At 71.5% G+C, this 14,430-nt stretch carries 9 protein-coding genes; 2 read left to right on the top strand and 7 right to left on the bottom strand.

Annotation, left to right across the window (positions count from 1 at the left end; all coding sequences use genetic code 11):
• Positions 1-12 precede the first annotated feature (12 nt).
• The 4 genes from ACLHRZ_RS17230 to speB all read right to left on the bottom strand — a co-directional run bounded on the left by ACLHRZ_RS17230 (position 13) and on the right by speB (position 8,795).
• Entirely contained in the window at positions 13-1,473 is a 1,461-nt protein-coding gene (locus ACLHRZ_RS17230; RefSeq protein ID WP_490419307.1) for a S28 family serine protease, read from the bottom strand.
• 96 nt (positions 1,474-1,569) lie between these two features.
• Entirely contained in the window at positions 1,570-5,364 is a 3,795-nt protein-coding gene (locus ACLHRZ_RS17225) for an ABC transporter ATP-binding protein (RefSeq protein ID WP_490419306.1), read from the bottom strand.
• Positions 5,365-5,505: 141 nt separating this feature from the next.
• Complete coding sequence (kdpB, locus tag ACLHRZ_RS17220; RefSeq protein ID WP_490419305.1) at positions 5,506-7,653, bottom strand: potassium-transporting ATPase subunit KdpB; 2,148 nt, start codon at positions 7,651-7,653, stop codon at positions 5,506-5,508.
• 164 nt (positions 7,654-7,817) lie between these two features.
• A complete protein-coding gene (gene speB, locus ACLHRZ_RS17215) occupies positions 7,818-8,795 on the bottom strand; it encodes an agmatinase (protein WP_490419304.1) in 978 nt (325 codons plus the stop codon).
• Positions 8,796-9,005: 210 nt separating this feature from the next.
• Between speB and ACLHRZ_RS17210 the strand changes: the two genes are divergently transcribed.
• Positions 9,006-9,785 carry a phosphatase gene (locus ACLHRZ_RS17210; protein ID WP_490419359.1) on the top strand — a complete coding sequence of 260 codons (780 nt, stop codon included), beginning with the start codon at positions 9,006-9,008 and terminating at the stop codon, positions 9,783-9,785.
• A gap of 22 nt (positions 9,786-9,807) precedes the next feature.
• Here ACLHRZ_RS17210 and tesB read toward each other — a convergent pair whose 3' ends face one another.
• The 3 genes from tesB to ACLHRZ_RS17195 form a co-directional block, all read right to left on the bottom strand.
• Positions 9,808-10,695 carry an acyl-CoA thioesterase II gene (gene tesB / locus ACLHRZ_RS17205; protein ID WP_490419303.1) on the bottom strand — a complete coding sequence of 296 codons (888 nt, stop codon included), beginning with the start codon at positions 10,693-10,695 and terminating at the stop codon, positions 9,808-9,810.
• A gap of 23 nt (positions 10,696-10,718) precedes the next feature.
• Complete coding sequence (locus tag ACLHRZ_RS17200) at positions 10,719-11,876, bottom strand: acyl-CoA dehydrogenase family protein (RefSeq protein WP_490419302.1); 1,158 nt, start codon at positions 11,874-11,876, stop codon at positions 10,719-10,721.
• Positions 11,877-12,081: 205 nt separating this feature from the next.
• The gene (locus tag ACLHRZ_RS17195) at positions 12,082-12,696 is read right to left on the bottom strand and encodes an SACE_7040 family transcriptional regulator (protein ID WP_490419301.1); all 615 of its coding nucleotides are present in this window, start codon (positions 12,694-12,696) and stop codon (positions 12,082-12,084) included.
• A 91-nt stretch (positions 12,697-12,787) separates the two neighbouring features.
• Between ACLHRZ_RS17195 and ACLHRZ_RS17190 the strand changes: the two genes are divergently transcribed.
• Positions 12,788-14,419 carry a carboxyl transferase domain-containing protein gene (locus tag ACLHRZ_RS17190; RefSeq protein ID WP_490419300.1) on the top strand — a complete coding sequence of 544 codons (1,632 nt, stop codon included), beginning with the start codon at positions 12,788-12,790 and terminating at the stop codon, positions 14,417-14,419.
• The last annotated feature ends 11 nt before the right edge of the window (positions 14,420-14,430 follow it).

Below are 14,430 nucleotides of genomic sequence, written 5' to 3'. Positions count from 1 at the left end.
CCGAAAACGGCTTCACGGCCGCAGCGCGGCCTCCCGCTCCACGGGACGGTTGTCCAGCTTGGCGTCGTACGGTGCCAGCGGCTTCGCGTGCCGCGCGTCCTTCTGGACGGCCGCGGGGGCGACGCCCGCCCACTTCAGGACCTCGGCCGTGGCCATGGCCCGCTCGTCGGCCACCAACTGGGCGATGTTCGAACCGTGGTTGCCGCCCGGGGCGACGAAGCGGTAGTCGTGCCGGGCCGCGGCGTTGCGGCCGAGGCGGAACGGTTCGGCACCCCAGGGGTCGTTCTGGCCGTAGACGAAGAGCATCTGCGTACTGTCGTTGCGCACCCAGCGGTCGACGTCGGCCATGACACCCGGCTTCCACTTCATCGGTATGTCACGCGACACGTAGTTGCGCGGGGCGTAGATCCCGGGGTAGCGCAACAGGCCCTTCAGATGAGGGGACTTGAAGGTCGGGGAGCCTAGCTCGGTGCCCGCCTGGTAGTAGTACGGCGTGAAGCGCTCCAGGCCCTGGTCCGTGTAGCCGTCGAAGCCCGAGACGGTGTCGATGAACTTGTAGAGCTCGTCCGTCGAGGCCTTGGTCGCGGGGACGGACGCGCAGTCGCTCTGCAGGTGGTACTGCCAGAACGACCACACCAGGTCCAGGACGACGTTCTCGTACGCCTTGTCGGCGCTCCCGACGACCTTGAACGTCTTGCCGTTCTCGTCGGCCCACTTCTGGTAGCGGGCGACGATCTCGTCACGGCGGAGGAGGGCCTCGCGCTGCACCGAATCGAGCTGCGTGCGGCAGGCCTTGTCGCCGACGGTGGCGAAGAAGCGGTCGTAGGGGCGGTCGTCGCCGTTGTGCACGTCGTTGGGCGCGACGTAGGCGACGGTGCCGTTCATGTCGTGAGGGAAGAAGCGGCGGTAATAGGTGGCGGTCATGCCACCCTTGCTGCCGCCGGTCGCCAGCCAGTTCTTGCCGTAGACGGTCTTCAGGGCCTGGTAGAGGCGGTGCTGGTCGTTGGCCGCCTGCCGGATGTCGAGGTTGGACCAGTCGGCCGGCTGCGGCCGGGACGGAGTGAAGAAGCGGTACTCCATCGACACCTGATTGCCGTCGACGATGCGGGTCGGCTCGCTGCGCGACGGGGTGGTGGAGACGTTGTACCCGGATGTGTAGAAGACGGTCGGCCGGTCCGTGGACTTGTGCAGCAGGGTGAAGCGCTGCTCGAACGTCCCGCGGTCGGGGTGGCGGTGGTCGACCGGCTGGGTGTAGGTGAGCACGAGGTAGCGGTAGCCCTCGTAGGGCTTCTCCTCGACGAAGTGCATGCCCGGGATCTGCAGGATGCGGTCCTTGATGTCCGCGGTGTCCTGCGTCTCCCGGGCGTTCGTCCCGGTGGCGGCCGTGGCCGCCAGGGCCGGTGCGGCGCCGGCGCCGGCGAGTGTGCCTATGCACATCACCAGCGCCGGCAGCCATCTGCGTGCCGTGCGCATGTTCCCTCCCCTGGGTTCGCAAAGGTCGCCGCGAACCTACCCAAGAGGGCAGGCGGCACGCCAGAGTTCACCCGTGAGAGGAGGGACGCACGTGGCCTACGCCGGGACGGCCTCTCCCGTGAACGTGCGCCACAACTGCGCGTACCGGCCGTCCTGCGCGAGCAGTTCGGCGTGGGTACCGTCCTCCACCACGCGGCCGTGGTCGAGGACCACCACGCGGTCGGCCCGGGCGGCCGTGGTCAGGCGGTGGGCCACGACCAGCGTCGTGCGGCGGCCGGCCAGCCGGTCCGTCGCCTCGTTGACGAGCGCCTCCGTCGCCAGGTCGAGCGCGGCCGTGGCCTCGTCGAGCAGCAGGATGTCCGGGTCGACCAGCTCCGCGCGGGCCAGTGCGATCAACTGCCGCTGGCCGGCGGAGAGGTTGCGGCCGCGCTCCGTCACGGTGTGCAGGTAGCCGCCGTCGAGCGTGGCGATCATCGCGTGCGCACCCACCGCCCGCGCCGCCGCCTCGACCTCCGCGTCGGTGGCGTCCGGACGCCCGTAGGCGATCGCGTCGCGCACGGTGCCGGGGAAGAGGTACGGCTCCTGCGGCACGACGCCGAGCCGGTGCCGGTAGGCGAACGGGTCGAGGTCCCGCAGGTCGTGCCCGTCCACGCGCACCGCACCACCGGTCGGGTCGTAGAACCGCGCCACCAGCTTCACCAGAGTCGACTTGCCCGCGCCCGTCTCACCGACGAAGGCGACCGTCTGACCCGCCGGTACGGTCAGCCGGATGTCCGAGAGGGCGGCCTCTCCGGCATCTGCGGAACCGTACTGGAAGCACACGCCGTCGAATTCGATCCGGCCGCTCAGTTCGTCGACGGCGAGCGGCTGTTCGGCCACCGGCGTGGTCGTCGGCTCGCGCAGCAGGGCCTGGACGCGGCCCAGGGAGACGGTCGCCTGCTGGTATCCGTCGAAGACCTGGGAGAGCTGCTGCACGGGTGCGAAGAACAGGTCTATGTACAGCAGATACGCCACCAGCGCACCCGCTGTGAGCGTCCCGTCGCTCACCCGTCCCGCACCCACGATCAGCACGGCGGCCGCCGCGACGGACGACAGCAGCTGAACGAACGGGAAGTACACGGAGATCAGGAACTGACCGCGCACCCGGGCGTCCCGGTAGGACAGGCTGCGCTCGGCGAACCGACGCCCGCCCGAGGTCTCGCGGCGGAACGCCTGCACGATGCGCAGGCCGGCAACGCTCTCCTGGAGGTCGGCGTTGACCACTCCGACGCGTTCCCGCGCGAGTTCGTACGCCTTGACGCTCCGGCGGCGGAAGTAGACGGTGCCGATGACGAGCAGCGGCAGGGTCGCGAAGACGACGAGGGCCAGCTGGACATCGATGACCAGCAGGGCGACCAGGATGCCGAAGAAGGTGAGCACGGAGACGAGCGCGGTGACCAGACCGGTCTGCAGGAACGACGACAGGGCGTCCACGTCCGTCGTCATCCGGGTCATGATCTTGCCGGTGAGCTCGCGCTCGTAGTAGTCCAGGCCGAGCCGCTGGAGCTGCGCGAAGATCTTCACGCGCAGCGCGTACAGCACGCGTTCGCCCGTCCGTCCGGTCAGCCGGTTCTCGGCGACCTGTGCGGCCCACTGGCCCAGGACGACGAGCAGGGCGAGGGCGGAGGCCGCCCACACCGCGTTCAGGGCCATGCGCTGCACGCCCTGGTCGATGCCGTGCCGGATCAGCACGGGCAGCAGCAGACCGGCGACCGCGTCGACGGCCACGAGCAGCAGGCTGACGACCAGGGGCGCGCCGAAGCCGCGCAGCAACTGGCGCAGGCCGTAGGACTTCTCGGGGCGTGCGGCCTGTTCCTCGTCGATGTCCGGCGTGTCGGTGGCGGGCGGCAGCGCGGCCACCTTGGCGAGCAGTTCGGGGGTGGCGGGCATCCCGGTGAGCGCGCCGTGCGCCTCCGGGGTGTCGGAGGTGTCCTTGCGCACCCACAGGTGCGGGGTGACCCCGTCGACGACCTTCCGCTTGCCCCTGACGGGCGCGACGGCCGGCGGCTCGGCCAGGCCGGCGGCCGCCGCCTCGCCGCCGAAGACGCCCGCGAGGGCGACCCTGCGGCCCTCCTCGGCGGTCAGGCCCGCGGGGTCCTTGCGCACGCCCGCGAGCTCCTCCGGGTCCGTCAGCAGGCGCCGGTACAGCTCGCAGCCGGCCTCCAGCTCCTCGGCCGTGCCGACCGCGGCCAGCCGGCCGCCGTCCAGGACGGCGATGCGGTCGGCCAGAGCGAGCGTGGACGCCCGGTGGGCGATGAGGAGGGTCGTGCGCCCCGCCATGACGCCGCGCAGCGCCTCGTGGATCTCGTGCTCCACGCGCGCGTCCACGGCCGACGTCGCATCGTCCAGGAGCAGCAGACGCGGGTCGGTCAGGATCGCGCGGGCCAGGGCGATGCGCTGGCGCTGGCCGCCGGAGAGGGTCAGGCCCTGCTCGCCGACCGTGGTGTCGTAGCCGTCCGGCAGTTCGGAGATGAAGCCGTCCGCCTGGGCGGCCTGCGCGGCCGCGCGGATCTGTTCGTCCGTGGCGCCCGGCACGCCGTAGGCGATGTTGGCGCGGATGCTGTCGGAGAACAGGAAGCTGTCCTCGGGGACCAGCCCGATGGCCGCGCGCAGTGACGCGTGGGTGAGGTCGCGGACGTCCACGCCGCCCACCCGGACGGTGCCGGAGGTGGCGTCGTAGAAGCGCGGCAACAGCAGTGCGAGGGTCGACTTGCCGCTGCCGGAGGCGCCGACGACGGCCAGGGTCTCGCCCGGCTCGATGCGCAGGGAGAGACCGTCGAGCACAGGTCGCTCGGGGTCGTACCCGAAGGTGACGTCCTCGAACTCGACAGTGGCGGGGGCGTCCGCGGGCAGCTCGCGCGCGCTCTCGTGCTCCTTCACCACCGGTTCGGTGTCGATGAGTTCGAGGACCCGCTCCACACCGGCCCGGGCCTGCTGCCCGACCGTGAGCACCATGGTGAGCATCCGCACGGGCCCGACGAGCTGCGCGAGATACGTGGAGAAGGCGACGAACGTGCCGAGGGTGACCTGTCCGCGGGTGGCCATCCAGCCGCCGAGCGCGAGCATGGCGACCTGCCCGAGGGCCGGCACGGCCTGCAGGGCGGGCGTGTAGCGGGAGTTGAGACGCACGGTGCGCAGCCGTCCGGCGAAGAGCCTGCGGCCGACCTCCCGGAGCTTCCCGGTCTCCTGGGCCTCCTGGCCGAAGCCCTTGACGACGCGGACGCCCGTCACGGCGCCGTCCACGACGCCTGCGACCGCCGCGGCCTGCCCCTGCGCGTACCAGGTGGCGGGGAAGAGCCGGGTGCGGCTGCGCCGGGCGAGGAACCACAGCGCGGGGGCGACCGCGAGGGCGACCACGGTGAGCAGCGGCGAGAGGACCGCCATCACCACGAGCGAGATCACGAACAGCAGGATGTTGCCGATCATCATCGGCAGCATGAAGAGCAGGCTCTGGATGAGCTGGAGGTCGCTGGTGGCCCGGCCGACCACCTGGCCGGTGGAGAGCTCGTCCTGCCGCCTGCCGTCGAGCCGGGCGATGGCGGCGTACATGTCGGTCCGCAGGTCGTGCTGAACGTCGAGCGCGAGCCGTCCGCCGTAGTAGCGGCGGACGTAGGTGAGCGCGTAGACGACGACCGCCGCGACGACCAGCAGCGTGGCCCAGGGGGCCAGGGGGCGCTGGTGGGAGCCTATGACGTCGTCGATGATCAAGCGGGGTATGAGGGGCACGAGCGCCGTGACGGCCATGCCGCCGAGCGACGATCCCAGGGCCAGCCATACCGTGCTGCGATACCGCCAACAGTAACCGGCGAGCCTCCTGGCCCACCCCCGACCGGTTGCGTCCTTCACCGCCACCCCAGACCTCCTGCTGGTCTTCTCCCGCACTGCCGACGGAAGGCCCCAACGCTCCGGGCTGCCGATTTCATCCCGCTGCAACACAGGCGGCCGGAACGAACGCATCCGGTCACCTGTGCCGCATCCGTGCCGCGGGGCGGATCAGATCCCGGGGATGTACTGGATCAGCAGGTCGATCAGTTTGATCCCGACGAACGGGGCGACGAGCCCGCCGACCCCGTAGAGGCTCAGGTTGCGGCGCAGCAGCGCGTGCGCCGAGGACGGCGCGTAGCGCACGCCGCGCAGGGCGAGCGGGATGAGGGCCACGATGATCAGGGCGTTGAAGATGATCGCGGAGGCGATGGCGGAGGTCGGGCTGTGCAGGCCCATGACGTTGAGCTTCTCCAGGCCCTCGTAGCCGGCGACGCCGCCGAACATGGCGGGGACGATCGCGAAGTACTTGGCGACGTCGTTGCAGATGGAGAAGGTCGTCAGGGCGCCGCGGGTGATGAGCAGCTGCTTGCCGACCTCGACGATGTCGATGAGCTTGGTGGGGTTGGAGTCCAGGTCGACCATGTTCCCGGCCTCCTTGGCGGCCGGCGTACCGGTGTTCATGGCCACACCCACGTCGGCCTGGGCGAGGGCCGGGGCGTCGTTGGTGCCGTCGCCGGTCATGGCGACGAGGTTGCCCCCGGCCTGCTCCTCGCGGATGCGCGCGAGCTTGTGCTCGGGAGTGGCCTCGGCGATGAAGTCGTCGACGCCCGCCTCGGCGGCGATTGCCCTGGCGGTGAGCGGGTTGTCACCGGTGACCATGACGGTCTTGATGCCCATGGCGCGCAGTTCGGCGAAGCGCTCGGCGATGCCGGGCTTGACGACGTCCTTGAGGTGGACGGCTCCGAGCACGCGAGCGCCGTCGGGGTCCTCGATGGCGACGAGCAGCGGCGTGCCGCCGGCCGCAGCGACGGACTCGACGATCCAGGCGGCCTCCTCGGGCACCTGGCCGCCGCGCCGGGCGACCCACTGGACGACCGCGTTGCCGGCGCCCTTGCGGATGCGGCAGAAGTCGCCCTGGAAGGCGAAGTCGACGCCGCTCATGCGCGTCTGGGCGGAGAAGGGGACGAAGCGGCCGTGCGAGAAGTCCCCGTCGTTGTGGTGGATTCCGTACTGCTTGGCCAGTTCGACGATGGAGCGGCCCTCGGGCGTCTCGTCGGAGAGGGACGACAACTGTGCGGCGTCGGCGAGGAGTTCGTGGGAGATGCCCTTGACGGGCATGAAGGCGGCCGCCCGGCGGTTGCCGAGGGTGATGGTGCCCGTCTTGTCCAGCAGGAGCGTGCTGACGTCCCCGGCGGCCTCCACGGCCCGGCCGGACAGGGCGACGACGTTGCGCTGCACGAGCCGGTCCATGCCCGCGATGCCGATCGCGGAGAGCAGGGCGCCGATGGTCGTCGGGATGAGGGTGACCAGCAGGGCGACCAGCACGGTGATGGTCTGCGGCGCACCCGCCCAGTCGGCCATGGGCTGCAGCGAGACGACGGCCAGGATGAAGATGACGGTGAGCGAGGCCAGCAGGATGTTGAGCGCCAGCTCGTTGGGCGTCTTCTGCCGGCTGGTCCCCTCGACCAGGGCGATCATGCGGTCCAGGAAGGTGTGACCGGGGCGTGAGGTGATCCGGACGACGATCCGGTCGGAGAGCACCTTGGTGCCGCCGGTGACGCTGGAACGGTCGCCGCCCGACTCGCGGATGACGGGGGCGGACTCGCCGGTGATGGCCGACTCGTCGACCGAGGCGACGCCCTCGACGACCTCACCGTCGCCGGGAACCGTCTCGCCGGCCGCCACGACCACGAAGTCCTGCGGCCGCAGGTCGGTCGCCGGTACCTGCTCCTCCTCCCAGTCGTAGCTCTGGATGCCGACCCGCCAACTGCGCAGCCGCCGGGCGACGGTGGTGCTGCGGGTGCGGCGCAGCGCTTCGGCCTGCGCCTTGCCGCGGCCCTCGGCGACCGCCTCGGCGAGGTTGGCGAAGATGACGGTCAGCCAGAGCCAGACGCTGATCACCCAGGCGAAGGCCGAGGGTTCGAGCACGGCGGAGAGGGTCGTCAGGACGGAGCCGACCTCGACGACGAAGAGCACGGGGTGCTTGACCATCACCCGCGGGTGCAGCTTCCGGACGGCCTCCGGGAGGGACGCGACCAGCTGTTTGGGGTCGACGAGCCCGCCGCCCACCCGCCGGTGGCTGCGCCGCCCGGATCTGGGCGGGGACGGCGGGGTCGGGGTCGCCTGTACGTCCTGGTCCGGCAGCAGGTGCAGCATCGGGGTGGCCTTAGCGGTCGGATGGCGTGAAATGACCGGCTCAGCCAATCGTCTCCGGCACATCCGCCGGGTTCCCCTGACGGGCCTTTGTCGCAGGGCCCGTCAGGACTGACGCCGTTTTAGCGCCGGAGCAGGAACCTCAGCCCCGAGCTGCGGCGCTGTGCTTATCGGCGCTGCCCGGCGGCAGCGACTTGCCGCGACATGATCGTGGTCAGCTCGTAGGCGGTGTGCGACGCGGCCACGGAGGTGATCTCCGCGTGGTCGTACGCCGGGGCCACCTCGACCAGGTCGGCGGAGACCAGGTGGCAGTCGGCGAGACCGCGGACGATCTCCAGCAGCTCGCGGGAGGTCAGGCCGCCGGCCTCCGGGGTGCCGGTGCCCGGGGCGTGGGCCGGGTCCAGGACGTCGATGTCGATCGAGATGTAGAGCGGGCGGTCGCCGATGCGCTGGCGCAGCTGGTCGGCCACCTCGTCCACGCCGCGGCGCATGACGTCGGCGGACGTGACGATGCCGAAGCCCATCTTGGCGTCGTCGTCCAGGTCCTTCTTGCCGTACAGCGGGCCGCGGGTGCCGACGTGGGAGAGCGCGGAGGTGTCGAGGATGCCCTCCTCGACGGCCCGGCGGAAGGGGGTGCCGTGGGTGTACTCGGCGCCGAAGTAGGTGTCCCAGGTGTCCAGGTGCGCGTCGAAGTGCAGCAGGGCCACCGGGCCGTGCTTCTTGGCGACCGAGCGCAGCAGCGGCAGGGCGATGGTGTGGTCGCCGCCGAGCGTCATCATGCGCGCGCCGGTGCCGAGGAGGTCGTCGGCCGCGGCCTCGATCGTCTCGACGGCCTCGTCGATGTTGAACGGGTTCGCGGCGATGTCGCCCGCGTCCGCGACCTGCGCCAGGGCGAACGGGGAGGCGTCCTGCGCCGGGTTGTACGGGCGCAGGAGGCGGGAGGCCTCGCGGATGGCGTTGCCGCCGAAGCGGGCGCCCGGGCGGTACGAGACACCCGTGTCGAAGGGCACGCCGACGACGGCCACGTCCGCGGTGCCGACCTCGTCGAGGCGGGGCAGCCGGGCGAACGTCGCGGGGCCCGCGTAGCGGGGGATGCGGGAGGAGTCGACAGGGCCGCGCGGTTCACGGGGGGCGGGGGTGCTCATGCTGGGGCCTCTCGGGATCACGGACGGGTCACGGTCGCGTCGATGTGGTCACGTTCGCATCAACGTCGGGGCGGCCGCGGTGGCCGTACCCGAGGGTAGGCAGGGAGCCGGGTTCCGCACATGTACGGATTGCAGGGTCCGGAAGGTCCATATGGACACGACGTCCATCGCACGCCGGGGGAGAATCACCACATGCCGAGCACTCCGACCATGCCGATACCAAACCGCAGCGAACTGATCGACCACCTCGTCCGCACCCGCATCGCGGGCGCCGTCGCCACCCCGCGCGAGAACAACCTCGACCACTACCGCAGGCTCGCGCAGGGCGACCGCAATTTCTGGTTCGGCCTGGAGCTCGGCGACCGCTGGGCGGACGAGCAGGACGTCCTGGCCGTCATGGCCGAGCGCTGCGGCGTCAGCGACGACCTGGAGCACCGCTCCGGGCAGGACACGATCGACCCGGAGCTCACGGTCGCGGCCCTGGAGCGCATGGCCATAGTGCTGCGCAAGGCGGCCGAGAGCCGCCTGAGCGTGCTGCTGGCCACCGGCCACCCGGGCGGCCTGCTGGACGTCCACCGCACGACGGCCGCCGCGCTGCGGGCGGCCGGCTGCGAGATCGTCGCCGTCCCGTTCGGGCTGCGGGCGGACGACGGGAACGTGCACCAGGTCGCGGACGTGGCGGTGTACGAGCGCGGTGCGTCGCTGTGGCACACGCACTCGCCGCACCCGATGGCGGCGATCCTGGACGGCCTCGCGGCCGAGGGCCGCCCGCTGCCGGACCTGGTGGTCGCCGACCACGGCTGGGCCGGGTGCGCCGCGCAGCGCGGCGTCGACGCAGTGGGGTACGCGGACAGCAACGACCCCGCGCTGTTCCTGGCGGAGGCGGAGGGGACGCTGCAGGTGGCGGTGCCGCTGGACGACCACGTGGCCGACCCGCGGTTCTACGAGCCGGTGACCGCGTACCTGCTGGGGGCGGCCGGGCTGGTGTGACCGCGCGGTGCCCCGCGGCGCGTCACCCGCGGGGCACCCGCACCACGCCCTCCTGGATCACCGAGACCGCCAGCCGGCCGTCCGCCGTGAAGATCCGGCCCTTGGCCAGGCCCCGGCCGCCCTGGGCCGTCGGGCTCTCCTGGTCGTACAGCAGCCACTCGTCCGCTCTGAACGGCCGGTGGAACCACATCGCGTGGTCCAGGCTCGCGCCGACGACGTCGCCGACCGCCCAGCCGCCCCGCCCGTGCGCGAACAGCACGGAGTCCAGCAGCGTCATGTCGGAGACGTACGTCGCCAGGCAGACGTGCAGCAGCCAGTCGTCGGCCAGTTTGCCGTTCGTCCGGAACCACACCTGCGACTTGGGCTCCCGCACCTCCCCGACGCTGGCGAACGGCGGTTCGTCCACGTAGCGCAGGTCCACCGCGCCACGCGCGTCCAGGATCCGCTGCACGACCTCCGGGCCTCCGAGCAGATCGGTGTAGGCGGGCAGCATCTCGGCGGCCGTGGGGAGGGTCAGCGGGTCGGGCGCCGCGGGCATGGGCTCCTGGTGCTCCAGGCCCTCCTCGTGCGTCTGGAAGGAGGCCGACAGATGGAAGATCGGCTGCCCGTGCTGCACGGCGACCACGCGCCGCGTGGTGAAGGACCGTCCGTCCCGGATGCGGTCGACGGTGTAGACGATCGGCACGGCCGGATCACCGGGCCGCAGGAAGTAGGAGTGCAGGGAATGCGCGGGCCGGTCGTCCGGCACCGTCCGCCCTGCAGCCACCAGAGCCTGTGCGGCGACCTGTCCGCCGAACACCCGCGGGACGAGGGTGGGATGGCTGGTGGTCCCGCGGAATATGTTCTCCTCGATCTGCTCCAGGTCGAGGAGACCGAGGAGCTCGTCCAGCGGGGTAAGGGGCTCGTTCATTGGGCCGGTGGTCCTTACAGGCCTTACAGGCCCATTGACTTGGCGACGATGGAGCGCATGACCTCGCTCGTGCCGCCGTAGATCCTGCTGACGCGGGTGTCCGCGTACAGACGGGCGATCGGGTACTCCATCATGTAGCCGTATCCGCCGTGCAGCTGGAGGCACTTGTCGATGACGACGGCAGCGCGCTCGGTGGTGAAGAGCTTCGCGGAGGCCGCGTCGGCGGCGGTCAGCCCGCCCTCGTCGTGCGCGTCCAGGGCGCGGTCGACGACCGCTTGCATCGCGTCGACCTCGGACTTGCAGTCGGCGAGCACGAACTTGGTGTTCTGGAAGGACGAGACGGTCTTGCCGAACACCGTGCGCTCCCGCACGTACTCGGTGGCGAACCGCACGGCCGCTGCGGACTGCGCGTACGCGCCCACGGCGATACCGAGGCGCTCCTGCGGCAGGTTGTGCGTGAGGTACTCGAACGCCCTGCCCTCCTCGCCGAGGCGGTCCCCGACGGGCACCACGACGTCGCTGAAGGAGAGTTCGGCCGTGTCGGAGGAGTGCAGGCCGAGCTTCTCGAGCTTGCGGCCGACCGCATAGCCCTCGGAGGAGGTGTCGACGACGAGGATGGAGATGCCGCCGCGCCGGTCCTCGGGCGTGGCGGGGGCGGTGCGGGCGCAGACGAGGACCCGGTCGGCCTGGACGCCTCCGGTGATGAAGGTCTTGGCGCCGTTGAGCACGTAGTGCGTGCCGTCGGCGGAGAGCTTCGCCGTGGTCCGCATGCCGGCCAGGTCGGAGCCGGTGCCGGGTTCGGTCATGGCGATGGCGGTCATCATGTCGCCGGAGACGAACGAGGGCAGCCAGCGCCGCTTCTGCTCCTCGGTGCCGTAGGCGAGGAGGTACGGCAGGCAGAGCGCGGTGTGCACGCTGCTGCCGCCGAAGCTGACGCCCGCGCGGGCACACTCCTCGGTGACGACGGCCTGGTACTTGAAGCTCGTCTCGCCCGCGCCGCCGTACTCCTCGGGCACCTGGATGCCGAACACGCCGAGTGCGCCGAGCTTCTTGTAGAACTCGCGCGGCACGGCGCCGGCTTCGCGCCACTGGTCGTAGGACGGGACGACCTCGGCGGCGATGAAATCGCGGATGGTCTCGCGGAACGCCTCGTGGTCCTCGTTGAACACCGTGCGACGCATCATCGCCTCCCCGGCTGCTGCACAGCTGTATAAGCGCTTGCTCAGCCAGAAGCTACTCGGGGGTCACCGGAACTGTCCAGATCCGGTTGCTCCGTGGCCCGATCGACACCCCCGGCCCGATACGCCCTGATGCACCCCGATACCCCCTGGTCAACTCTGCCGGTCCGGCCGGTCGAACCAGGCAGCCCAGGCAGTCCAGGCAGCCCTAGAGGGCCTCCAGCGCCCCCAGCGCGAGACGGCGCAGCAGGGCGGCGGTGGCCGCGCGGCCGGGCAGGGCGCCGGGGCGGCCGAGGTGCGGAGTGGAGTTGAGGAGTCCGAACACGGCGTGCACGGCCGCGCGCGCCTCGGTCTCCGCGGCATCCGGGTGCAGTTCGCGCACGACCCCGACCCAGAGCTCGACGTACTGGCGCTGGAGCGAGCGCACCAGCTTGCGGTCGCTGTCGCGGAGCTGGCCCAGCTCGCGGTCGTGGAGGATGATCAGCGCCCGGTCGTCGAGGGCGAAGTCGATGTGCCCGTCGATCAGCGAGTCGAGCACGGCCGCCGGGTCCGCGCCCGCCTCCGCCGCCTCGGCGACGCGCTGCCGGCCGCCCGCGAAGAGCCGCCCGCTGATCCCTACCAGCAGCTCGGCGAGCATCGCGTCCTTGCCCGCGAAGTGCCGGTACAGCCCGGGGCCGCTGATGCCGACCGCCGCCCCTATCTCGTCCACGCCGACGCCGTGGAACCCGCGCTCGGCGAAGAGCCGGGCGGCCTCCTGGAGGATCCGCTCACGGCGGGTCGGGGCCGGGGCGGCGGACTGGGGGCGGGGTGCTGCGTCTTTCACAAGGCAATTCTAGACAGCCGGGTTAGCGCGCGTTAACGTGGGGAACAGAGATGTTAACGCTCATTAACACGAGCAAGGGGGCTCGAGGACGATGCAGCAGGCACCGGTGCTCGGGAGCGCCGCAGATCCGGCGTCCGACGCCTGGCGGGCCAACGAGGCCGCGCACCGCGAGCTGGCGGAGCAGCTGCGGCGGAAGCTCGCCGCGGCCCGGCTGGGCGGCGGCGAGAGGGCCCGCGCGCGGCACACCGCGCGCGGCAAGCTGCTGCCGCGCGACCGGGTGGACACCTTGCTGGACCCCGGCTCGCCCTTCCTCGAGCTCGCCCCGCTCGCGGCGGACGGCATGTACGAGGGGGCGGCCCCGGCCGCGGGCGTGATCGCGGGCATCGGGCGGGTCTCGGGCCGCGAGGTGGTGATCGTCGCCAACGACGCCACGGTCAAGGGCGGCACGTACTACCCGATGACGGTCAAGAAGCACCTGCGCGCCCAGGAGATCGCCCTGGAGAACAGGCTCCCCTGCCTGTACCTGGTGGACTCGGGCGGCGCCTTCCTGCCGATGCAGGATGAGGTCTTCCCCGACCGCGAGCACTTCGGCCGCATCTTCTACAACCAGGCCCGGATGTCGGGAGCCGGGATCCCGCAGATCGCGGCGGTGCTGGGCTCCTGCACGGCCGGCGGGGCCTACGTCCCGGCGATGAGCGACGAGGCGGTGATCGTGCGCGGCCAGGGCACGATCTTCCTCGGCGGCCCGCCGCTGGTGAAGGCCGCGACGGGCGAGGTCGTCACGGCGGAGGAGCTCGGCGGCGGGGAGGTCCACTCCCGGGTCTCGGGCGTCACCGACCACCTCGCGGAGGACGATGCGCACGCCCTGCGCATCGTGCGGACCGTCGTCTCGACGCTGGGCGACCGCGGCCCGCTGCCCTGGTCGGTGGAGCCGGTGGAGGGGCCCAAGGCCGATCCCGCCGGGCTCTACGGGGCCGTGCCGGTGGACTCACGGACGCCGTACGACGTGCGCGAGGTCATCGCGCGCGTGGTGGACGGCTCCCGGTTCGCCGAGTTCAAGGCCGAGTTCGGGCAGACCCTGGTGACGGGCTTCGCCCGGATCCACGGCCACCCGGTCGGCATCGTCGCCAACAACGGCATCCTCTTCTCCGAATCCGCCCAGAAGGGCGCCCACTTCATCGAGCTGTGCGACCAGCGCGGCATCCCGCTGGTCTTCCTGCAGAACATCTCGGGCTTCATGGTCGGCCGGCAGTACGAGGCGGGCGGCATCGCCAAGCACGGGGCGAAGATGGTCACCGCCGTCGCCTGCACCCGGGTCCCGAAGCTGACCGTCGTCATCGGCGGCTCGTACGGCGCGGGCAACTACTCCATGTGCGGGCGCGCCTATTCGCCGCGCTTCCTGTGGATGTGGCCCAACGCGAAGATCTCGGTGATGGGCGGCGAACAGGCGGCCTCCGTCCTCGCCACCGTGAAGCGCGACCAGTTGGAAGCGCGCGGCGAGGAATGGAGCGCGGACGAGGAGGAGGCGTTCAAGTCCCCGGTCCGCGAGCAGTACGAGACCCAGGGCAACGCCTACTACGCCACCGCGCGGCTGTGGGACGACGGCGTCATCGACCCGCTGGAGACCCGGCAGGTGCTGAGCCTGGCGCTCACCGCGTGCGCCAACGCGCCGCTCCCCCAGAGAGATCCGGCCGCGCCCGGCTACGGCGTCTTCCGGATGTGAGAGGACACGGA

The organism is Streptomyces sp. AM25 (assembly GCF_058146165.1).
This window is presented reverse-complemented; position numbering and strand designations above follow the sequence as displayed.